Here is a 21238-nt window from a genome sequence, read left to right as displayed (position 1 = left end):
GCCCATCCATCCTAGAAGCGCCAGGTGAGCGATCCCGTCACTCCCGCCATCCACCGGCCAAGATGAGAGACGTGTGCGTCTTACGTGAGCCGCGTGAACGCATCCCGGGCGTCTGCGAAGTCCCGACGGGCACGCCGACGCAACTCGGTCGCACGCTCCGCGAGTCGCACTGATTCGGCGTCCCTCCGCGCGATCAGGTCGACGAGCCCGTCCTCAACGACCGCGGCGTCGAAGGGTTCGTTGATGTCGACTGCCGAGGACTCGAGACCCAGCAGGTTCGCCAGTTCGGCGACCTTGACGTCGTAGGAGAGCACGAAGCACGGAACGCCGAGGATCGAGGCCATCACGATCGCATGGAACCTCTCGCTCACGACGATGTCGCAGTCGACGATCACCCCGGCGACCTCGGACGGCGATGCCAGTGCGTGGTCGACGAACGGGATGCTCGGAACGCGCGCAGCGAACTCGACGATGATCTCGGCGTCGTGGTGCTCCTTGAACCCCGCCTGCATCGGCAATGCATGGAGTTCGAGGGGGTGGCGCCGGTGCACCCTCTCGAGAGCGACCGCCAACCGCGAGAGGAAGAACTCCCAGTTCGACGGGTTCGCGATGTCGAAGTTGAGGTTCAACGCGATCCGGGTCGGCGACGATGCATGCTCGGGTTCGCCCGAGCGCGACCCGGCCGCGCGATCACGGGGCGCACCGAGCAGGTCGCCGCGGTCTGCCGAGAAGACCGCGTCCGTGGCGGTGCGAGCGGCCACGCCGAACGATCGGCACAGCTCGGCAGATCGCTCATCACGCACCGTCAGCTCGTCGACCTGCGACAGGATCCTCCGGGCGAGCCTGCGGCCGCGCGGACTGGGAAGCGGCCCGACTCCCACATTGAGCATCGCGATGGGTCGGCGGGCGATCCGATGTGCGAAGGTGACGATGCCCAGAATCATCAGCAGCGTCGAGTACCGGTTCCGCCCGGTCGAGGCGTACAGCTCCTTGATGATCGACCCTCCCCCGAAAACCAGCACGTCGCAGCGGAGGAGCTCGCGCAGCAGGCGCAGTCGCCCGCTGGCGGTGTCGATCACCTCCAGGGAGAAGCGGTCCCCCAGCTGTGCGCGCGTGAAGTCGGGGTCGTAACTGTTCACGACATAGTGATGCTCGCTGCCAAGGCGCGTCAGAAACGTCTCCAGGAGCAGTTCGTCCCCGATGTTGTACTGCCCGTGCGTCCCGAGGAACACAATGCGTCGCGGATGCGGGCTCATGATGTCGGCTCCTTGTCGTCGTCGTCGTCGTCAGAGGGTGGGTCGTCGGGTGCGGGGTCGTCGGGTGCCGGATCATCAGGACGGGAACGCGAGCGCCAGCGCACGATGAGGCCACTCATCAGGAGGATGAGGACCGTCACCCCCACCCCGATCCAGCTGGAGCCGACCACACCGCCCGCCGGGGGCTCGAGATCGCCGACATCGGCGGCAGCGAGATTGAGCAGCTCGTCCTGGGTCAGGTTCGCGTGTTCCGGGTTGGCTGCCGCGTCGACGTAGCCGTCGTCCGGTCCCGAACTCTCGGTCCGCTCCGAGCAGTCGAGTTCGTTCGGGTCGGTGATCGGGACGACATCGGTCGGCAGTTCGAGCGTCTGGTAGACGTCGTCTGGCACGAGCATCATCCCCTCGAAGAGCATCGGATTCTGGTCCGTCTTCTGCAGGGAGAAGGTATGCGTTCCGGCGTCCGCGTCGACGACCCCGAGGTCCTGGTAGCTGTAACCGAAGTTGACGGCGACGAGTTCTTCGGGAACGGCATCCTCGATTTCGGATACCGACATTCCGGACGCATCGACAGCGACCCTGTCCGTGTCGTACACGTCATCGACCGGGTAGAACTTCACGTTCTCCGGGGGCGAGCGAAGTTCGAACGTCTCATCGAAGCCGAGCGACGGCGCGGTCACCTGGACGGTGTTCGCCGTATTCGCTGTCCGCATGAGCACGCGGTATCGCCCCGACTCGGCGATGTCGACCGGGATGGCGATCTCGGTGTCACGCGGGAGGCCCACGAAAGAACCGCGCAGGGTGCCGAACACGCCCGGGGTGATCATGCCCATCCGATTCCACTTGGTGTTCGAGAACAGCAGGAACGACCGGAACATCGGCGAGAGGTAGTAGTTGGACGCGACCACGTCGGGGTTGAAGGCGAACATCCGCGTATCCGGCCCGGAGATCGCCTCCGGATGCTCGAGCAGGTAGAGATCGAGCGCCGACGTCGGCTCGTCGTCGGTGAGGAGCTTGATCGGCGGCCCTGCACGCGCCGCGGCGAGGTCGACGTACGGAGTGAATTCGAACGTGTAGCAGCGGCTGAGATTGCGCCTCGAGAAAACGAGATCGAGATAGCTCTGCCAGCTGGAGTCGACCAGGATCGTGTCACGCGGGCCGCTCGGGAGGTCCGTGATCTCGTAGAGCGCATAGCTGTCGTTCTCGAACCGCAGCGCGATGTCGTCCGAGAGTCGCGCGAGGCCCGGCTCGACGAAGCTCTCGACGTTCGGGAGGTACTCCGCTCCGATGCCTCCGTTGGAGTGGATGCGCCGGTTCACCACGATGTACTTCACGTTGATGTCCCGTGCCACGTTGATCCACCAGTCCTGCCGGTAGTACAAGCCCCGCAGGATGAGGAAGAAGTCAAACTTGTTCTGCACGTCGCCGGTGAGGCCGTAGTAGTAGCTCGGCTTGTCGAGGTAGTAGATGAAGAACTTGTCGATGAACTTGTGGTCGACTCCGTTGCTGTCACCTACGAGCTTGGCCGTCTCCGTCGGCGGGATGACGACCGTCTTGCCTTCCGGCAGCTCCTTGATGGCCCGCTTCAGGTCCTTGAGATCCTGCAAGGGAAACGGCGAGAGGAATCCGGCCATGTTCCCCGAAGCGAAGACGGTGCGGTAAGGATCGTTGGACCAGAACGGGGTGAAGAACACCGCGCCGACGCTCACTGTCGCGAGCAGCTTGATGAGGACCTCGCCCGTGGATCGGTGCGCCGAGCGGCGCAGCCACCTTCCGCTCACGACGTCGATGAGGTACGCCAGCGTCAGCGACATGACGAGGGGCGCCAGCATGAAGAGGATGAGCTGGAAGCGGTGGGGGAACCGCAGGATCTGGACGACTGTTCCTGCCGCGGTCACGAGCAGGTCGCCGATCGCCGAATTGCTCTCGTTCGCCGTGGTTGCGAGCGCGGCGAGTGTGCGGTGGAAGGTGGGGAACCACAGCGGCTCGCCGTAGCCGATGGTGGCCCAGAGGGCGAACACGATCGCCACGGCGATCACGCCGAGAAGCTGGCGGTGCGGCCTCGTGCGAAACAGGCGCCGTCGTACCGCGGGCACCAGCAGCGGGACGACCAGTAGCAGCGTGTAGGCGGCGTCCGGATACCGCGGCACTTTGGCCAGATAGTCGCCGAAGAGGATCTTGTCGGTGATGCCCGCGAGATCCCACGAGAACATGTGCAGCCACGAGACCGATGCATCCTGGATGAAATAGAAGTCCCCGGGCACGGTGTCGGTCAGGTTCGATACCCCCGCCAGCGCCACGTACTTCACGAACAGCGCGTACGGCACGAGGGTGATCGCGACGTACATCGCGAACGCGAGCACGACGCGTCCCGAGGTCGTCGCCGACCATCTCGCGAACGCGCGGCGCAACCTCGGCCAGCGCCCGCCGTCGGTCATGAACCCGCGCACCCGCGCGGGCAGCGTGCGCAGGCGCGCCGGGCCACCGCGCCGGATCCAGTTGGCGAGCTCGCCGACGAGAAGCGTGACGATCGTGAGCCCGAAGAACAGGCTGAACAGAATCAGGTAGTGGATCGCCGGATTCAGCAGAGTGGCTAGGCAGGCGATCACCATGTATCGCTTCCACGCGCGCCCCGCGAACAGCAGCGCATAGAGCATCCACAGCGCCGACATCGTCATCATGACGAGCCCCAGGATCAGCGTGTAGAAGTGCGTGATCTTGGAGTAGACCATGATCAGGTAGATCAGCGCGACGGGAAAGAACGTCGCCAGATAGATCGCCTGCGGCGACAACGCGGTGAAGACGCGTTCGATGAACCGCGCGACCGTCAGGTACGTCACCCAGAACAGCGTCGGGATCACGAGGAGGATCGCGAACGGGAGCACGGGGTAGAACCGCAGCCAGGTCGTCAGGAAGGCGTAGCGAACCCGGAACTCGTAGCCGTGGACGAGGTCGTTGAACTGACCCGCGGCCTGATCGAGCAGCTGGGTATGCCAGTTGAAGAAGGGCACCAGTTCGTCGCCGACGATGACGGTCTCGCCTCGCAAGACCGAGGGGATCGCGAACAGGACGTCCCGGAAGATCACGAGAGCAGCGACGTAGTAGAACGCCCCCGCGACAAGAGCGATCGAGCGAACGGAAAGCCCTCGTGACGGCCGACTACGGGGCGGGATGGGCACGGAGCTCCGCCTCGATGCGACGGACGACGCCTTCGACCGCATCCCGGACTGCGGTGACGCGAGCCGGATCGGTGGGCTGATCCGCCGGACCGTCTTCGATGGCGAGACACTCCTCGGCGAGGTCCGTAGCTCCGACCGTCAGGCTGCCGCCGCGCAGGCGGTGCGCAACGAACTTCACGTCGCTCTCGTCGCCCAGCGCGAGCGCGCGCTCCATGTCGCGCAGATCGAGGCGGCTGCGGGTGAGGAACGAACTCAGCAGCTCTTCCCGTTCCTCCGGCTCCAGTTCGTCCAGGATCACCGAGCTCAACCTCGGCTGCGAGGCGTCGGCTGACCGCTGGGCTGCCGGCTCGGGTGCGGGCTGGGGTTCGGCCGTGGGTTCCGGTTCCTGTTCCGGCGAATGTGCGATCTCGACGGCCAAAAGGGCACGCCGAAGGTCGTCACTGCTGAAGGGCTTCGAGACGTGGGTGTCGGCACCGGCCGCGAGACAGTCCTCCTTATCCTGGGCGGTCGTCGCGGCGGTGAGGGCCACGATGTACGGCTGAAACACATCGGGTCCGGCCGATCGGATGCGCCGCATGGCCTCCAAGCCGTCCATGACGGGCATGAACATGTCCATCAGAATCACGTCGAAACGCTCCCGGCGGGACGCTTCGACGGCAGCTGCACCGTTCTCGACCATCGACACGCGATGCCCGAGCTTGGCGACGAGTCGCGTCGACAGGAGTTGGAGGGTCGGGTTGTCCTCGGCGACCAGAACCTTCAGTTCACGCACCGTATGAGGGGAATGCGACCGAGTATCGGGGTCGCTCGGTGACGTCACGGGGTCGGCGCCGGTGTCGGCGGCCGGGAGCGCGACCTCGAACCAGAATCGCGAGCCCACACCCGGAACGCTTGCAACCTCGATCCTTCCGCCCATCATCTCGACGAGTGATTGGCAGATCGACAGCCCGAGTCCGGTGCCCCCGTACACCCGGGTCGTCGACTCGTCGGCCTGCGTGAACGGTTCGAAGAGCCGCGCCACCTGCTCCGGATCGATGCCGATTCCGGAATCCGACACCTCGAAACGGATCGAATCCGGCTCTCCCCCACGCGCAACCCTCAGCCGCACCTCCCCGTGATCCGTGAACTTGACCGCGTTGGTGAGGAGGTTCACGAGCACCTGACGCACGCGCGTCGCATCTCCCAGGACGCTGACGGGCAGCCCCGGTCCGTAGTCGACCTGGAGCGGAAGGTTCTTGCTCTCGGCGGCGAAAGAGAGAATCGTGACGCTCCCCTCGACCAGCCGAACCAGATCGAAGCGCTGGTGTTCCAGCTGGATGGCGCCGGCGTCGATCTTCGTGAAATCGAGGATGTCGGTGATGAGTTCACGCAGAAGCGACCCGCTCAAGAGCGCTTTTTCGACGTACTCGCGTTGCTCGACATCGAGCTCCGTATCCAAGAGAAGCTCGTTCATGCCCAGAACGGCATTTAACGGCGACCGGATCTCATGGCTCATGGTCGCGAGGAACGCCGCCTTCGCCGATGCCGCAGCGAGCGCCTCGTCTCGCGCACGTTCGAGGTCGCGATTGAGCGTCTGCTCTCGCCGACGAAGCCGCTCGGCCTCCGCGACGGAGATCAGCAGGCGCACCATCGCCGCAGCGAGAGCAGCGAAGGCGAAGTACTCGGGGATGTCGGCGCCCTCACCCATCTCATTGATCACGAGCACCACGAGAGCGGCGACCGAGAAGACCGCCGGCGCGAACACGGTGGCGCGGAAGCTCGCCTCTCGCGGCGTTGCCCGAGGAGGAGCGCACCACGCGGCAAGAGCCATGAGAACGGTGGCGAGGGGCCAAAGAACGTCGACAGGGTTCCCGACCGCATACACCCCCGAGGCCAGCGCTGGTCCGAGAACGATGTTCGCGGCGATCATCAGCACAGAGGCGACCGACTGAAGCCACCACCCCGCGCTCGGTCGGCTGTCGAGCGCTGTCAACGACGCGACGAGCATCGCCGCGAAGAGCAGGGGCGCGAATGGGTACAGCAGCTCGGCCACCTCGACGCCGTTGAATTCCTCATCGGGGCTGAACGTGAAGAACGAGACGACCGTCAGCAGTCCGAGCGCTGCGATCAATCCGTCGAGCCAGACCGAGAACGGAAGGCGTGCTGAGCGCTGTCGAATCAACACCCCCAGGGCGACGAGCACCGCGAGGGCGAAGATCGTGTACGACACATTCGACGCGGCGCTGTGCGACTGGAACTGTCCCGGTGCGACCGAAAACGACTCGATGGCATCGGCGACTGCCAATGCCAGGAGCCCCACCCCCATGAGGCTCCATGCGAGCCGTTCACGGCGCACGGATACGACGCGCACACCAACGAGCGCCGCCGACGCCGCGAGGACGACCAGGTGCCCGATCGCGAACCAGAGCGACGTCGACTCCCCCGGCGGAAGCAGCCACAGCGAGGACCCGTAGAAGATGACGACCGCGAACAACACGGCGAAGGCGGCGACCACCTGCCGCGGCCCCTCCTCGAAGATGCGCCCTACATCCTCCGGCATGACAACCCCCTTGTGTCATCTCCGCCACCGCGCACAGCACGTCGCGCAGATGTGGTGTCAAGAGTGCAATACACGAAACCGCCGGTCAACCGCATGAACGTCACCCAGACGGGGACCTCGGCCTGCGACAAGGGCGGCGGTAGACTCGCCCCACCCCAACTGGGGGCAGCAATGCGAGTGCGGTGCGGACCGCATTCACGGGGGGCGCAATGATGCGTGGTGTTCGAGTCGGGGTGGTTTCTGCGTTCCCGCCCGGCCGCAACAGTCTGAGCGAGTACGGCTACCACCTGGTGCGTCACCTCGCGAACCTCGACGAGGTCGACGAGGTCATCGTCTACTGCGACATCACCGACGCGGGTGCGCCCGACCCCATGGACAAAGTCGAGGTCCACCCTTGCTGGCGACTCAACTCGATGGGGAATGCCCGCAGCATCCCGAGAGAGATCGCACGCACCGCACCGGACGCCGTCGTGCTCAATCTGCAGTTCGCGTCCTTCGGCGACAAACGCGCACCGGGCGCGCTGGGGCTTCTGGTCCCGGCCCTGTTGCGGCTCCGCAAAGTACCGACGGTGCTCATCCTCCACAATCTCGCCGACAACGTCGACATGAAGGACGCCGGTTTCGCCGATTCAGCCGTGACGGCTCGGCTGATGACCTTCGCCGGGCGGGTGCTCACCCGGATCCTGCTGCGCGCCGACCTCGTGGCACTCACGATCCCGCGATACGTCGAGTTCCTCCGCTCCAGCTACCGAGCCGACAACGCGATCCTCGTGCCGCACGGGAGCTTCGACGACGTCGCCATCCCCTCATTCGCCCCTCCCCCGGGCCCGCGCACGATCATGGCGTTCGGCAAGTGGGGCACCTACAAGACCGTGGACATGCTGGTCGACGCCTACCAGGAGCTGCTGCGCCGCGGATACGACGACCTCCGCCTGGTGCTCGCCGGCACCGACAGCCCCAATTCGAAGGGCTACATGGCCGCCGCCGCCGAACGATACGCCGAGGTTCCGAACATCGAATTCCCCGGCTACGTCGCCGAGAAGGATGTCGCCGGACTGTTCCTCTCGGCATCCGTCGTCGCCTTCCCCTACACCTCGACGACGGGTAGTTCCGGGGTCCTGCACCAGGCGGGTGAGTACGGGCGGGCTGCGGTCCTGCCGAGGATCGGCGACCTCGTGGACATTCTCGAAGAGGAGGGATTCCGGGGCGTCTACTTTCAGCCCGGGGATCCGCACAGCCTCGCCGATGCGCTCGCGGAGGTGCTCGACGACCCCGCGGCACGGGAATCGCTCGGCCGCAGGAACTTCGCCGCCGCAACGGGAATCCCCATGTCGGAGATCGCGCAGTGGCACGTCGCCCACATCGGACGTCTCCTCGATCGGCAGGCGTCACGATGACTGCGCCGCCGACGATCGCCCGTGCCTCGACACGCGGACTGCTGGGGGGCGGATCGCTCCTCGGGGTCGCGATGCTCGTGGCGAACGCGGGGAATTACGTTCTGAACCTGTACCTCGGGCGCGTGCTCACTCCGGCGGAGTTCTCGGACGCCAACCTGATGGTGACGTTCCTGTTCACCCTGACCTCGATCGCACTGTGCCTCCAGCTCGTCGCCGCGCGATTCATCGCCCGCAGCGACGAGCTCGGCTTCCCGGGCGACTCCGACCGACTCGCCCGGCGTCTGCGGCGGACTGCGCTGATCGCGGGGCTCGCCGCCGGACTGATTCTCGCGGGCGCCGCCCCCGTCTGGTCCGCCGTGTTCCAGACCGCATCCCCGTGGCCCTTCGTGATCCTCGCGGTGGGAATCCCGTTCTGGCTCGTGCAGGCGGTCGGCCGCGGGATCATGCAGGCGAGACTGTTGCTCCCGACTCTCGCCCTCTCATTCGTGATCGAGATGCTCACCCGGGTGGGGCTCGGCATCCTCCTGGTCGCGTCCGGATTCGGGGTGATCGGCGCGACAACGGCCCTGAGCGTCTCGTTCGTCGTCACCTGCATCGCCGTGAGCATCTCGAGCCGCTCTGTCGGCGGCCCCGAGGGCGAAGGCATCGCCGGCCGCGAGGTCCGACAGTACGCCGCGCTCGTCTCGGTGCTCCTCCTCGGTCAGATCATCGCGAACAACAGCGACATCTTCGTGGCCAAGGCCGCCTTCACTCCCACCGAAGCAGGCATCTACGCTGCGATCGCGCTCGTCGGACGCGCGGTGTTCTTCCTGTCGTGGTCGGTCGCCACGGTCGTGTTCCCCGTGGTGGCGCGGCGGCACGCCGCGGGCGACTCATCGACCTCGGTGTTGCGGGGAGGCATCCTCGCCGTGATCGCCATCGGTGCGGCCTGCTCGCTCGGCGCTCTGTGGATGGGTGGACCGGTACTCGAGATCGTGCTCGGGCCGGCCTATGGGGGGCTGAGCGTTCCCCTCGCCGCTTACGCCGGAGCGACCACGCTGTTCGCCGTCGGCAACCTCGTCGCCAGCTCCCGTCTCTCCCAGTCGCGGATGACGGAATCGTGGATCCTTCTCGGGGCCTCGGTCGTGCAGCTCGTGCTCCTCCTCATCTGGCACGACGACATCGCCGAGCTCATCACCGTGCAGTACATCGCGATGGGCTCGCTGCTCATCGCGCTCAGTGGCCGGGCGGTCGCGCAGCGCGTCCGATCGTCCGACCGATCTCTCAGAAGGGCAGAACCGTGAGCGAGAGTTCGACCGCCTACCGCGCCTACCGATCCTGGGTCACGGAGCCGCTCAGCGCGCCGCCCGTCGTCTCGGTCATCATCCCCGCCTACAACGAGGAGTGGCGCATTCTGCCGACGATCGGGGCGATCGCGACGCACATGAGCGCCCGGGGCGAGCCGTGGGAGCTCATCATCTCCGACGACGGTTCGAGGGACACGACGGTCGAACTCGTGCGCGACCTCCGTTTCGCGAACCTGACGCTCCTCGTCGCGGAGGAGAACGCCGGAAAGGGCAGCGCCGTCCGGCGCGGGGTCCGCGCCGCGCGCGGCGACATCGTGCTCGTCGCGGACGCCGATCAGTCGACGCCAATCGAGCAGTACGACCGACTCGCCGCTTCGCTGGAAACGGGCTCGGCCCTCGTCATCGGATCGCGCGCGGCCGACGGGGCAGCAGTCCGCGGGAAGAGCATCGGGCGGCGAATCGTGAGCCGCGGCCTGCACCTCCTCGTCGCGTATGGCTTCGGCGTCCGTGTTGCCGACACGCAATGCGGTTTCAAGATCCTCCGCGCCGACGCCGCCAAGCGTCTCTTCGACCTGCAGCAACTCGACGGGTTCTCGTTCGATCTCGAGGTCCTCTATCTCGCCCACAAGCTCGGCTACGAGGTAACGGAAGTGCCGGTGGAGTGGATCGATGCTCCGGGCTCGACGGTGGACGTGGCGAAGGTGAGCATGCAGTTCCTTCGTGACCTGGTCCGCATCCGAATGTACGATCTACGCGGCCGTTACGCGCGCTCGCGCCCGGAATCCGAACCCAGGGTCCCGACGCCGGCGCACGACGCCGTGGATGAGGGGACGCGCGTGTGATCATCCGAACCGAGATCGAGCCCACCCGCCGCCTCGTGCACCTGGTCGGCCGCTTCGACGCACACGAGTGCCCCGGATTCCGCAGCGCCGTGACGCCGCTCGTCACCGCCGAAGCGAATGTGATCCACATCGACCTCTCGCAGGTGGCATTCGTCGACTCGACGGCTCTCGCCGAGCTCGTGCGGCTCCAGAAGGCGGCGCGAGCGCTGGACGGTGAGGTGATCCTGGCCGATCCCTCCGATCCGGTGCGGGTGATCCTCGAGATCACCGCACTCGCCGAGATGTTCACGATCATCGACACGACGGGGGCGCCATGACCGCGACCCGCACACGTCTGGACCGGCGCGGCAGTGAGATCACCGAGGAGATCCGAGCCGACGCAGCGATCGACCTGCTCCTCTCGCTCGCCGCGCATGGACCGCTCCCCGACCCACCCGCCGAGGCGACCCACGCCGCCCAGGTAATCCGCGAGGCGCTCGACGAACTGACGTCCACTCAGGGCGCCCTGACCGAGGCCCTCGTCGCCAGCCAGGATCGCCTGCTCGCCGTCGAGGCACTCGCCCGAATCAACGTCCAAGGGGTCGCGAGTGCCGAGACCTTGGGGCTGCTGCTGGACAAGTCGCTCGCGCTCACGGGCGCATCCCAGGTGCTCTTCCTGGAGGACATGGCGGTCACCATGACGCGCGGTGCGACCGACCAACTCGATGAGCACGCACGAATCGCCGTGAGCACCATCGCCGCGCAGCCCGACAAGCTGCTGCGCATCGTCGAATCGAGCTGTGCGGTGGTCGGCACCCTCGACCCTGACGGCGACGCGGAGCGGCACGTGGCGTTCTTCCGTCCGAGCGACAGTCCGTTCTCGACCGCCGACATACCCCTGATCCAGGCCATCGACTCTGCGCTCGGTGTGCTGCTCGCGTTCAACGATCTGCATGATCGCGAGTTGGCGCAGGCAGCCGTGGAGCGCGAGCACCAGCTCGCCTCCGTACTCGCCCAGTCGGCGATCGCCGACGAGGCACCGCGATCATCCGCGGTCGACATCTTCGCCCGCACCGTCCCGGCGTCGCTCACCGGCGGCGACTTCTACACGTTCGGCAGGGCGGACGGAGCCATCTGGTTCGCGGTCGGGGATGTCGCGGGGAAAGGTCTCCCCGCCGCGATGCTCATGACCCGGGCCGTGGCCGCCTGCCGTGTCGCGTTCCTCGCGAATCGCGGCGGCGGGCTCGTGGAGGTCTTCGCAGGGATCGAAGACGAGCTCTTCCCCCACCTCGACGACGCGGGCGTCTTCATCACGCTCACCGTCGGAGTAATCGACGAGTCGACGCGGCGGCTCTCGCTGGTCAACGCCGGTCACTCGCCGGTACTCCTCGTGCATGACGACAGCGCCGAGCCGATCCCGGCGAGCGTGCCACCGATCGGAGTCGTCCGTCACCGTGTCCCCCGCGTCAGCTCGTTCGCCCTCGACGGGCGCGACTACCTCCTCGTGGGGTCCGACGGTCTTACCGAGCAATGCGACCGCGGCGACCACCAGTTCGGGTACGAGAGGCTCGCCGAGCTGTGCAGGGAGTCCGCGGGTCGCACCTCCCGACACATCGGCGAGACCATCTTCGACCACGTAGACGGCTTCGCCGCCGGCCACCCGGCATCCGACGACAGGACGCTCGTCGTGATCGCGAGCACGAAGGGCGGATCGTGACGCTGATCGCCCGATCTCAACTACTCCTCGAGCCGAACGCGCTCGCCGCCCGGGCAATCGGCTCGTGGCTGAGGACGGCGACCGACAAGCTCGACTCCGCTGCCGGGGAGGCGCTGCTCTCTCGTGCTGAGCTCGCTGTGCACGAGGCGTGCATGAACGTCATCGACCACGCCCACCTCCCCGAGGGGTCACAGGTCGAGCTGAATCTGCGGCTGACCACCGAATGGCTGACCGTGCAGATCTTCGACGACGGCGACGTGTTCGACCCCGCCACGATCCCGACACCCGCGCCGCGCGTGCTGCAGGAGCGCGGATACGGGATGAAGATCATCCGCTCGCTGGTGAACCACGTCAGCTATCGGCGGATCGGATCGAGGAACACTCTGGAGTTGCGCATCTATGTAGGGAGTACCGATGACCGACGATGATCGCCACGCCCCCACCCAGGGTCAACTGACCTTCACGGTGGCTTCGACCGGACCCGACAGCGCCGCTCTCACCCTCGCGGGGCGCTTCGACGCCGTGGAGGCGGTCGCTGTGCGCGAGCGGTTGGCCCAGCCCGACCTGACGGATGCACGGCACCTCGTGATCGATCTGCGGGCGGTCGCGTTCATCGACAGCGCCGGACTCGCCGCGCTCGCACGGGCACGGCGCGACCGGACGCTGACCGGCGGATCCGTCACACTCGTCCGGCCGGCGTCCGAGGACGCGATGCGCGTGTTCCGACTGACGCAGTTCGACGAGATCTTCACGATGATCGATTCCCCGCCTGCAGGGACGACGTCGTGAGCCCGCACGCGCTCGTCGTCGACGACGATCCGGTGACCCGGCTGGTGCTCTGCCACCTCCTGGCACGACTCGACTGGACGACCGACCAAGCCGGCGACCGCCTTGAAGCGGTCACTCGGATCGACGCGGTTTCCTACGACCTCGTGATCTCCGACTTCCGCTTGCCTACCGGTACCGGTCTCGACGTGCTCGACGCTGTGGAACGGGTCGACGATCCCCCACCGTTCATGCTGGTGACGGGGGTCATCGAGCACTCGTCCGTGGCCCCCGAGGTCACCGAGCGAATCGCAGCGCAATTGACGAAACCGGTCAGTTCCGAAGCCCTGCGGACCGCGATCGCTCGACTCTTCCCCGCCGAACCATGACCCGCAGGGCGCGTGCGGTCTCTTCTGCGGGTGTCGCGCTCGGATGGATCGCCGCAGGAGGGTTGTGTACCGTCGCCCTCGCCCGCGTGTGGCGTTCGGAGTCCGTGCCGGTGCTGATCGGCGTGCAGGGCGTCGCCCACTGGGCGCTTCTCGCCGCGTACCCGCTCGTGGCGTTCGCCGTGTGGAAGCGCCGGATCGCGCTCACGGTCGTCGCCGCAGGACTCGCCGCGACCCAGTTGCTCGTGATGGCTGGCGCCGTCGGATGGCACGGTCCGCAGGAGCTGCCTGCGGGACACGTCCCGATCCGGGTGGTGACGTCGAACCTGCTCGTCAGCAATCCGCACATCCGCCAGCTCGGTGATGAGCTCGCCGCGGAGGATGCGGACATCGTTCTTCTCCAGGAGGTGACGCCGGAGGCACTGGCAGAGCTCGAGGGCTCGGCGCTGTGGACGGACTATCCGTATCGCGCCTCGGATCCGCAACCCGAGTTCCACGGCTCCGCGACCTTCTCGCGATTCCCTATCGTCCAGAGCGGACCGATCGATGTCGGCGGCTCACCGATGCTGCTCACCGACCTGCAGACGCCCGCCGGACCACTGCGTGTCGTCAACGTCCACACGGTGGCTCCCCTGGGTACCGCGGAGGCCGCCACCTGGGCCGGGCAGTTCCCTCAGCTCTCGCGGCTCGTGGAGCGCAGCCCGTCTCCCATCGTGCTCGGGGGCGACTTCAACGCGACGCGCGACCATGCCCCGCTCGACCGGCTCCTCGATGCCGACGTGCGCGACGCATTCGACGTGGCGGGATCGGGTCTCGGCTCGACCTGGCCGGAGGGCCTCGGGCCGATCCCCCCGCTCATGCGCCTGGATCACGTGATCGTCGGAGCTGGCGTGGACGTGGCTCGCGTCGCGGATCGAGCGAGCACGGGCAGCGATCACCGTCGCCTGGTGGTGGACCTCGGCCTGCCGGCCTCCGACGATGCGGCGCCCGACTGAGTCCGTTCGGCCTGCTCGCCGTCGTCACCCCTTCGCATCGGGGAGGATGGTACCGATGACCCTCCTCTTCCTCTTCGATATGGACGACGTCCTCTACGACTACGACTGGCGCGCCCGGATGCACGGGCTGACGGCCCTCACGGGGATCGACTTCGCGGAGCTCCGACGCCGGTGGTGGCACGAGGAGGGCGAGACGGCCGCAGAGGCCGGGCGCTTCGCCGATGGGGCCGCGTACCTCGCCGCGCTCGAGGCGGCTCTCGGCGTCCCGATCGCCGCCGATGACTGGATCGCCAACCGGCGCTCGGCGATGCGTCCGCGCCCCGACGCGATCGCCGGCGTCGCGCGCGCCGCGGAGCTCGGCCAGGTGAGCCTCCTGACCAACAACGGCCCCTTGCTCGACGAGAACCTCGCCGCCATCGCACCCGAGATCGCGCCGCTCTTCGGCGATCACCTGCGCACGACGAGCCGCTACGGGGCGCGCAAGCCCGACCCCGCGGTGTTCGAGCGCGTACTCGCCACGTACGAGACGGCCGCCGAGGACGTGCTCTTCGTCGACGATCTGCCGGAGAACGTGGCCGCCGCCGCGTCCCTCGGGATCACGACGTACCTCTACGGAACCGCCGACGGGCTCCGCGCCGCGATCGACGACTTCGCGCGAACGCGGAGCGCAGCCGCCTAGCGAACGGCTGTCGTCGCCCGATCGCGCCCCAGCAGGTCGCGATGCGTTGCAGTCGAACGCCACCCGTCGGCCGCGAGCAGCTCGCGCAGCTGGGCGCCCTGAAGTTCCCCGTGCTCGATGACGAGCGCACCCCCCGGGCGCAGGAGCGCGCGGGCCCGCACCGACAGGGCGCGGACCACGACGAGCCCGTCGGGCCCGCCGTAGAGCGCGGCCGAGGGGTCGTGGAGGCGCACCTCCGGGTCGCGCGGGATCGCATCGTCGGGGATGTACGGAGGGTTCGAGACGACGACGTCGACTCCACCGTCGAGCTCGAGCAGCGCATCCGCGAGGTCGGCGAACACGAGGCGCAGGTTGTCCGCACCGATGCGGCGCACGTTCTGCTTCGCCCAGATGAACGCCTGAGGTGAGTTCTCGACGGCCACGACGGACGCGTGCGGCACCTCCGTGGCGAGCGCGAGCGCGAGCGCGCCCGAACCGGTGCCGAGATCGATCGCCGTCGGTTGAGGCGAAGGCACAGCCTGCAGGGCGTCGATCGCGAGCTGCGCCACGAACTCCGTCTCGGGCCTCGGAACGAACACGCCCGGTCCGACCTGCAACTCGAGCGATCGGAACGGTGCGACTCCCGTGATGTGCTGCAGCGGCTCGCGCGCGGCACGTCGCTCCACCGCCTCCAGGTAGGCGAGCAGGTCGGCCTGCGGCACTCCCGCGCCGGTCACCGCGCGCGCCTGCACCTGCCCACGGCTGATCCCGAGGATGTGCGCGAGCAGCAACTCGGCGTCGGCCTCAGGCGTCGGGACATGCGCGAGTGCGAGCACACGCACCGCATGGGCGCGCAGCTCGCCGACCGTGCGCGGCGTCGCCAGCTCGGTCATCATCATCACACGCTCACCGGTCGCCGCCGAGAGCAGCGAGCCGTGCCTCCTCGTCCATGCGGATGCAGGACTCGACGACGGGGCCGAGCGCCCCGTTCATCACCTGGTCGAGGTTGTAGGCCTTGTATCCCGTGCGGTGATCGGCGATGCGATTCTCGGGGAAGTTGTAGGTGCGGATCCGCTCGGAACGGTCCATGGAGCGGATCTGGCTGCGCCGGGCGTCGGATGCCGCGGCATCGAGCTCCTCCTGCTGCTTCGCGAGCAGCCGAGCGCGGAGCACGCGCATTCCCGCCTCGCGGTTCTGCAGCTGCGACTTCTCGTTCTGCATCGACACCACGATCCCGCTCGGGATGTGCGTGATGCGCACCGCCGAATCGGTCGTGTTGACCGACTGACCCCCGGGACCCGAGGAGCGGAAGACGTCGATCTTCAGCTCGTTCGGATCGATGTGGATCTCCTCGGGCTCATCGACCTCGGGGAAGACCAGCACGCCCGTGGTGGAGGTGTGGATGCGCCCCTGCGACTCCGTCGCCGGCACGCGCTGCACGCGGTGGACTCCGCCCTCGTACTTGAGGCTCGCCCACACCCCGTCGGCCGGATCGCTCGACGTCGACTTGATGGCGACCTGGACGTCCTTGTATCCGCCGAGGTCGGACTCGGTGCGCTCCAGCAGTTCGGTCTTCCACCCGCGCGACTCGGCGTAGTGCAGGTACATGCGCAGCAGGTCGGCCGCGAAGAGCGCCGACTCCTCGCCGCCCTCGCCGCCCTTGATCTCCATGATGACGTCGCGTCCGTCATCCGGATCCCGCGGGATGAGAAGGCGCCGCAGGCGTTCCTGGGCGGTCTCGAGGGTCTCCTCGATGACGGGGACCTCGTCGGCGAACGCGTCGTCCTCGCGGGCGAGCTCGCGAGCCGCCGCCAAGTCGGACTGGGCCTGCTGCCACGCCTCGTGGGCATGGACGATCTGGCTCAGCTCGGCGTAGCGCCGATTGACCTTCTTGGCGCGCGCGGCATCCGCGTGAATCGCGGGATCCGCGAGCTGCTGCTGGAGCTGCTCGTGCTCGGCCAGCAGCGACTGGACCGACTCGAACACCGGTTACTCCTTGTGGGCGTGCCCGTTGCCGTTCCCGTTGCCGCCCGCCGGGAGCGACTTCTGGATCTGCACCAGGAACTCCACGTTCGAGGTCGTCTCCTTGAGCTTCGAGAGCACCACCTCGAGCTGCTGCTGCAGCTCGAGACCCGCGAGGGCACGGCGCAGGCGCCAGGTGATCTTGACCTCGTCGGACGAGAGCAGCTCCTCCTCGCGGCGGGTGCTCGAGGCGTAGATGTCGACCGCCGGGAAAATGCGCTTGTCGGCGAGGGCACGCGAGAGCCGCAGCTCCATGTTGCCGGTGCCCTTGAACTCCTCGAAGATCACCTCGTCCATCTTCGAGCCGGTCTCGACGAGCGCCGTCGCGAGGATCGTGAGCGAGCCGCCGCCCTCGATGTTGCGCGCCGCGCCGAAGAAACGCTTCGGCGGGTAGAGCGCGGACGCGTCGACGCCACCGGAGAGGATGCGACCGGATGCCGGGGACGCCAGGTTGTATGCGCGCCCGAGGCGGGTGATCGAGTCGAGGAGCACCACGACGTCGTTGCCGAGCTCGACGAGGCGCTTCGCGCGCTCGATGGCGAGCTCCGCCACCGTGGTGTGGTCCTCGGCGGGGCGGTCGAAGGTCGAGGCGATGACCTCGCCCTTCACCGAACGCTGCATGTCGGTGACCTCTTCGGGCCGCTCGTCCACGAGCACCACCATGATGTGGACCTCGGGGTTGTTCACCGCGATGGCCTTGGCGATCGCCTGCAGGATGAGCGTCTTGCCCGCCTTGGGCGGCGCGACGATGAGGCCGCGCTGGCCCTTGCCGATCGGCGAGATGAGGTCGATGATTCGCGTCGACAGCTTCTCGGGAGTGGTCTCGAGGCGCAGGCGCTCGTTCGGGTAGATCGGGGTGAGCTTGCCGAAGTCGACGCGCGCCGCCGACTCCTCGACGGTCTGGCCGTTCACGGAGTCGATCTTCACGAGCGCGTTGTACTTCTGGCGGCCGCCCTGCTGCTCGCCATCACGCGGCTGACGGATCGCACCGACGACCGCGTCGCCCTTGCGGAGGTTGTACTTCTTGACCTGACCGAGGGAGACGTACACGTCGCTCGGACCCGCCAGGTAGCCGGTCGTGCGCACGAACGCGTAGTTGTCGAGCACGTCGAGGATTCCCGCGATCGGGATCAGGACGTCGTCGTCGGAGATCTCGGGCTCGATCTCGTCGACGTTGCCGCCCCGGCCGCGCTTGCGGTCGCGGTGCCGACGACGGCCCTCGCCGTCCTGCTGCTGCTGTCCGTTGCCCGCCGAGCGCTCGGTACGGTCCTGCTGCTCGGTCTGCGAGGAGCCCTCGTCGCCGTCGCTCTGCCGGTTCGAGCCCTGGTTGGTCTGGCCGTTCTGGCCGTTCTGGGCGCCCTGGCCACGGCCTCCGCGGCGGTTGCGGCTGCGGCGGCTCGGCTGCTGCTCGCCCTCACCCTCCGAGCCGGCCTGGTCCTGGTCGGCCGACGGGATCAGCTTGTCGAGCTCGAGACCGAGCTCCGCCTGCGCAGCGTGCTGGGCGGCGCTGCGTCGCGCCTGCTGCGGCTGCTCGGGAACCTCGATGGGCAGGGCCGCGGCGATGGCTGCGGCATCCGCGGATGCGGCGCTGGCCCGGCGGGACCCGCGGCGGCGCGGCGCCTGGTCTGCGGGCGCCTCCTCGCTCGTGGCGTCGGTCGCGGCCTGCTGCTCGGCCGGAGCAGCGGGGGCCTCTGCGGGTGCGGAGTCGGTCGGCGCGTCCGTCGACGGCGCTTCGGCAGACGGCGCCGCGCTCTCGGGCACGTCGGCCGCGGGCGCGTCGGCCGCGGGCGCGTCGGCCGCGGGCGCGTCGGCCGCGGGCGCGTCGGCCGCGGGCACGTCGACTGCCGGAGCGTCGGCGACCGTATCGCCCTGCTCGGCCGGGGTTTCGCCTCCGGGAAGTTCGGAGAGAGTGGTCACGAGATCTCCTTTACGCATAGAAGACACGCCAGCGATGCCGTGCTGGGCGGCCAGAGCCTGGAGCTCCGGAAGCCGCAGACGGCTCAGTGCGGCGCGGTTCCCCACGACATCGGTAGGGATAGTGGCGTCGGTCACGACTGGATCGTCCTTTCGGCCCGGGCACAGAACAGCCCGGGTACGGGGCTTCGCCGGTTGCGGTCGGGTTGCATGGATATGCAGAACTACGGTTGGCGATTGCCGGTGAGATGCACTCTCACGCCGGGTTACGCCGCGGCGTCGTCCGAGTGCAGCACCACTGTAGCACCCCGGAAGTCGACGGCCAGCATCAGGCACTCCCACGGCGACTCGGCGCGCGCGTCGATCAGCTCGGCGGCGCGCAACCGCTCCCCCGGGTCGCTTCCGAGCACGAGGATCGAGGGCCCGGCTCCGGAAACCACAGCGGCGAGGCCGTCGGCGCGGAGCAGCTGGATGAGCGCATCCGTCTGGGGCATGGCGCTCGCCCGGTAGCTCTGGTGGAGCTTGTCCTCAGTCGCGGCGAACAGCAGCTCGGGGCTCTGAATGAGAGCGGCGATGAGCAGTGCCGACCGCGAGACATTGAAGATCGCGTCTTCATGCGGCACGGATGCGGGCTGCAAGCTGCGCGCGAGGGCCGTGGACATCGTGAGCTCGACCGGGACGGCCACGAGGGGGCTCACCCCGCGATGCACCGAGAGCTTCTTGAACCGCGGCCCCTCGGGGGTCACCCAGGTGATCGTGAGGCCGCCGAACAAGGCCGGGGCGACGTTGTCGGGGTGGCCCTCGAGGTCGGTCGCGAGCTTCAGCAGCAGCTCCTCGTCGAAGTCGACGACTCCCTCGAGGAGTCCCTTGGCCGCCATGACCCCCGAAACGATCGCAGCGCCGGACGAGCCCATGCCCCGTCCGTGCGGGATCGTGTTGTGCGCGACGAGCCGGAGACCGGGCACAGGCTGACCGACCGCTTCGAAGGCATGCACGATGGAACGCGCCACCAGGTTCGTCTCGTCGACGGGCACCTCGCCCTCGCCCACTCCGTGGACCTCGACAGCGACGCCGGGCTCGGCGACCGCCGAGACCTGCAGCTCGTCGTAGACCGCGAGCGCCATTCCCAGGGTGTCGAATCCCGGCCCGAGGTTGGCGGTCGTCGCGGGCACCCGCACCGTGACGGTGCGGCCGACGACGCTCATGCAGAGGCTCCGGCGGCGTCGCGCGCGAGCCCCAGAACACCGGCGATCTCGTCCGTATCGACCGCGACGCTCGTGGGCTGGATGTCGGAGCCGTCTGCGCCGCGGAGCGCCCACTGCGGGTCCTTCAGGCCGTGACCGGTCACGGTGAGGACGACCCGTGACCCGGCGGGGATCTCGCCCGCCTCGGCGCGGTCGAGAAGTCCCGCGACGCTCGCGGCGGAGGCGGGCTCGACGAAGATGCCGACCTCGCTCGACAGGATCCGGTGCGCGTCGAGGATCTTCGCGTCGCTGATCGCGCCGAAGTAGCCGTCGGTCTCATCCCTGGCGGTCAGTGCGAGCTCCCAGGAGGCGGGGTTGCCGATGCGGATCGCGCTTGCAATGGTGTCGGGATCGCGCACCACTTCGCCGCGCACGATGGGCGCCGAACCCTCGGCCTGGAACCCGAACATCCGCGGACGCCGGGTCGCGGCTCCGCGCTCGGCCTCCTCGCGATACCCACGCGTGTAGGCCGTGTAGTTCCCCGCGTTGCCGACCGGGATGAAGTGGAAGTCGGGAGCATCGCCGAGCACCTCGACGACCTCGAATGCGGCCGTCTTCTGCCCCTCGATGCGGTCGTTGTTGACCGAGTTGACGAGGTGCACCGGGTAGTTCGCCGCCAGGTCGCGGGCGATGTCGAGACAGTCGTCGAAGTTGCCGCGCACCTGCAGCAGCTCCGCCCCGTGCGCGATCGCCTGGGCGAGCTTGCCCATCGCGATCTTGCCCTCCGGCACGAGCACCGCCGCGGTGATGCCGGCGTGGGTCGCGTAGGCGGCGGCCGACGCGGAGGTGTTACCCGTCGAGGCGCAGATGATCGCCTTGGCGCCGTGCTCGACCGCCTTCGAGACCGCCATCGTCATGCCGCGGTCCTTGAAGGATCCGGTCGGGTTCATGCCCTCGAACTTGACCCAGACATCGGCGCCCGTGCGCGCCGACAGCGCTGCAGCCGGGATGAGCGGTGTGCCGCCCTCGCCGAGGGTGATGATCGGTGTCGCCTCGGTCACGTCGAGACGGTCCGCGTACTCACGCAGGACCCCGCGCCACTGATGTGCCATGAAGTTCAGT

18 protein-coding genes are annotated in these 21238 nt (G+C 68.0%); 10 read left to right on the top strand and 8 right to left on the bottom strand.

From position 1 onward, the window contains the following. Positions 1-80: 80 nt before the first annotated feature. The 3 genes from FVQ89_RS10440 to FVQ89_RS10430 are packed head-to-tail and all read right to left on the bottom strand — an operon-like array spanning position 81 to position 6971. Positions 81-1256 carry a polysaccharide pyruvyl transferase family protein gene (locus tag FVQ89_RS10440; RefSeq protein ID WP_147901889.1) on the bottom strand — a complete coding sequence of 392 codons (1176 nt, stop codon included), beginning with the start codon at positions 1254-1256 and terminating at the stop codon, positions 81-83. Next, the gene (locus FVQ89_RS10435) at positions 1253-4432 is read right to left on the bottom strand and encodes a hypothetical protein (RefSeq protein WP_147901888.1); all 3180 of its coding nucleotides are present in this window, start codon (positions 4430-4432) and stop codon (positions 1253-1255) included. The genes FVQ89_RS10440 and FVQ89_RS10435 overlap by 4 nt, the downstream gene beginning before the upstream one ends. Continuing rightward, complete coding sequence (locus FVQ89_RS10430; protein WP_147901887.1) at positions 4413-6971, bottom strand: ATP-binding protein; 2559 nt, start codon at positions 6969-6971, stop codon at positions 4413-4415. The genes FVQ89_RS10435 and FVQ89_RS10430 overlap by 20 nt, the downstream gene beginning before the upstream one ends. A gap of 233 nt (positions 6972-7204) precedes the next feature. Here FVQ89_RS10430 and FVQ89_RS14520 point away from each other — a divergent pair, with 233 nt between their 5' ends. From FVQ89_RS14520 to FVQ89_RS10385, 10 genes are read left to right on the top strand one after another with little or no spacing between them, the layout of a single operon-like run. Further along, complete coding sequence (locus FVQ89_RS14520; RefSeq protein ID WP_222706084.1) at positions 7205-8368, top strand: glycosyltransferase; 1164 nt, start codon at positions 7205-7207, stop codon at positions 8366-8368. Next, positions 8365-9651, top strand: coding sequence for an oligosaccharide flippase family protein (locus FVQ89_RS14515; RefSeq protein ID WP_222706083.1), 1287 nt, complete (start codon positions 8365-8367; stop codon positions 9649-9651). Before FVQ89_RS14520 ends, FVQ89_RS14515 begins: the two co-directional genes overlap by 4 nt. After that, positions 9648-10496, top strand: a complete 849-nt coding sequence (locus FVQ89_RS14510; RefSeq protein WP_222706082.1) for a dolichyl-phosphate beta-glucosyltransferase — start codon at positions 9648-9650, stop codon at positions 10494-10496. The genes FVQ89_RS14515 and FVQ89_RS14510 overlap by 4 nt, the downstream gene beginning before the upstream one ends. Next, the gene (locus FVQ89_RS10415; RefSeq protein WP_147901885.1) at positions 10493-10813 is read left to right on the top strand and encodes an STAS domain-containing protein; all 321 of its coding nucleotides are present in this window, start codon (positions 10493-10495) and stop codon (positions 10811-10813) included. Before FVQ89_RS14510 ends, FVQ89_RS10415 begins: the two co-directional genes overlap by 4 nt. Then, positions 10810-12192, top strand: coding sequence for a PP2C family protein-serine/threonine phosphatase (locus FVQ89_RS10410; RefSeq protein ID WP_147901884.1), 1383 nt, complete (start codon positions 10810-10812; stop codon positions 12190-12192). The genes FVQ89_RS10415 and FVQ89_RS10410 overlap by 4 nt, the downstream gene beginning before the upstream one ends. Further along, positions 12189-12620: an ATP-binding protein gene (locus FVQ89_RS10405; protein WP_187264997.1), complete on the top strand. Its 432-nt coding sequence runs from the start codon at positions 12189-12191 to the stop codon at positions 12618-12620. The genes FVQ89_RS10410 and FVQ89_RS10405 overlap by 4 nt, the downstream gene beginning before the upstream one ends. Next, the gene (locus tag FVQ89_RS10400) at positions 12607-12981 is read left to right on the top strand and encodes an STAS domain-containing protein (RefSeq protein WP_147901882.1); all 375 of its coding nucleotides are present in this window, start codon (positions 12607-12609) and stop codon (positions 12979-12981) included. Before FVQ89_RS10405 ends, FVQ89_RS10400 begins: the two co-directional genes overlap by 14 nt. Continuing rightward, complete coding sequence (locus FVQ89_RS10395) at positions 12978-13346, top strand: response regulator (RefSeq protein WP_187264996.1); 369 nt, start codon at positions 12978-12980, stop codon at positions 13344-13346. Before FVQ89_RS10400 ends, FVQ89_RS10395 begins: the two co-directional genes overlap by 4 nt. Then, the gene (locus FVQ89_RS10390) at positions 13343-14338 is read left to right on the top strand and encodes an endonuclease/exonuclease/phosphatase family protein (RefSeq protein WP_147901880.1); all 996 of its coding nucleotides are present in this window, start codon (positions 13343-13345) and stop codon (positions 14336-14338) included. Before FVQ89_RS10395 ends, FVQ89_RS10390 begins: the two co-directional genes overlap by 4 nt. Before the next feature lie 55 nt (positions 14339-14393). Beyond that, positions 14394-15017, top strand: coding sequence for an HAD-IA family hydrolase (locus FVQ89_RS10385; protein WP_147901879.1), 624 nt, complete (start codon positions 14394-14396; stop codon positions 15015-15017). Here FVQ89_RS10385 and prmC read toward each other — a convergent pair. The 5 genes from prmC to thrC all read right to left on the bottom strand — a co-directional run bounded on the left by prmC (position 15014) and on the right by thrC (position 21228). Beyond that, positions 15014-15889 (bottom strand): peptide chain release factor N(5)-glutamine methyltransferase, encoded by an 876-nt coding sequence (gene prmC, locus FVQ89_RS10380; RefSeq protein WP_147902423.1) that lies wholly within the window; start codon positions 15887-15889, stop codon positions 15014-15016. The genes FVQ89_RS10385 and prmC overlap by 4 nt on opposite strands. Positions 15890-15902: 13 nt before the next feature. Beyond that, entirely contained in the window at positions 15903-16982 is a 1080-nt protein-coding gene (gene prfA / locus FVQ89_RS10375) for a peptide chain release factor 1 (RefSeq protein ID WP_147901878.1), read from the bottom strand. A 3-nt stretch (positions 16983-16985) separates the two neighbouring features. After that, the gene (rho, locus tag FVQ89_RS10370) at positions 16986-19070 is read right to left on the bottom strand and encodes a transcription termination factor Rho (protein ID WP_147901877.1); all 2085 of its coding nucleotides are present in this window, start codon (positions 19068-19070) and stop codon (positions 16986-16988) included. A gap of 128 nt (positions 19071-19198) precedes the next feature. Beyond that, on the bottom strand, positions 19199-20137 hold the full coding sequence (gene thrB / locus FVQ89_RS10365; protein ID WP_147901876.1) for a homoserine kinase: 939 nt from the start codon (positions 20135-20137) through the stop codon (positions 19199-19201). Next, on the bottom strand, positions 20134-21228 hold the full coding sequence (gene thrC / locus FVQ89_RS10360; protein WP_147901875.1) for a threonine synthase: 1095 nt from the start codon (positions 21226-21228) through the stop codon (positions 20134-20136). Before thrC ends, thrB begins: the two co-directional genes overlap by 4 nt. Between the last annotated feature and the right edge of the window lie 10 nt (positions 21229-21238).

The sequence above is a fragment of the Homoserinibacter sp. GY 40078 genome, from assembly GCF_008017545.1.
Classification (GTDB): Bacteria; Actinomycetota; Actinomycetes; order Actinomycetales; family Microbacteriaceae; genus Homoserinibacter.
The sequence above is the reverse complement of the archived record's forward strand: the minus strand, read 5'-3'. Positions and strand labels throughout refer to the sequence as shown.

Bases quoted from the DNA above. Each gene is read 5' to 3' on its own strand.
- FVQ89_RS10440 (WP_147901889.1), bottom strand. From the start codon at position 1,256: ATGAGCCCGCATCCGCGACGCATTGTGTTCCTCGGGACGCACGGGCAG.
- FVQ89_RS10430 (WP_147901887.1), bottom strand. From the start codon at position 6,971: ATGCCGGAGGATGTAGGGCGCATCTTCGAGGAGGGGCCGCGGCAGGTG.
- FVQ89_RS14515 (WP_222706083.1), top strand. From the start codon at position 8,365: ATGACTGCGCCGCCGACGATCGCCCGTGCCTCGACACGCGGACTGCTG.
- FVQ89_RS10410 (WP_147901884.1), top strand. From the start codon at position 10,810: ATGACCGCGACCCGCACACGTCTGGACCGGCGCGGCAGTGAGATCACC.
- FVQ89_RS10400 (WP_147901882.1), top strand. From the start codon at position 12,607: ATGACCGACGATGATCGCCACGCCCCCACCCAGGGTCAACTGACCTTC.
- FVQ89_RS10390 (WP_147901880.1), top strand. From the start codon at position 13,343: ATGACCCGCAGGGCGCGTGCGGTCTCTTCTGCGGGTGTCGCGCTCGGA.
- FVQ89_RS10385 (WP_147901879.1), top strand. From the start codon at position 14,394: ATGACCCTCCTCTTCCTCTTCGATATGGACGACGTCCTCTACGACTAC.
- prmC (WP_147902423.1), bottom strand. From the start codon at position 15,889: ATGACCGAGCTGGCGACGCCGCGCACGGTCGGCGAGCTGCGCGCCCAT.
- thrB (WP_147901876.1), bottom strand. From the start codon at position 20,137: ATGAGCGTCGTCGGCCGCACCGTCACGGTGCGGGTGCCCGCGACGACC.
- thrC (WP_147901875.1), bottom strand. From the start codon at position 21,228: ATGGCACATCAGTGGCGCGGGGTCCTGCGTGAGTACGCGGACCGTCTC.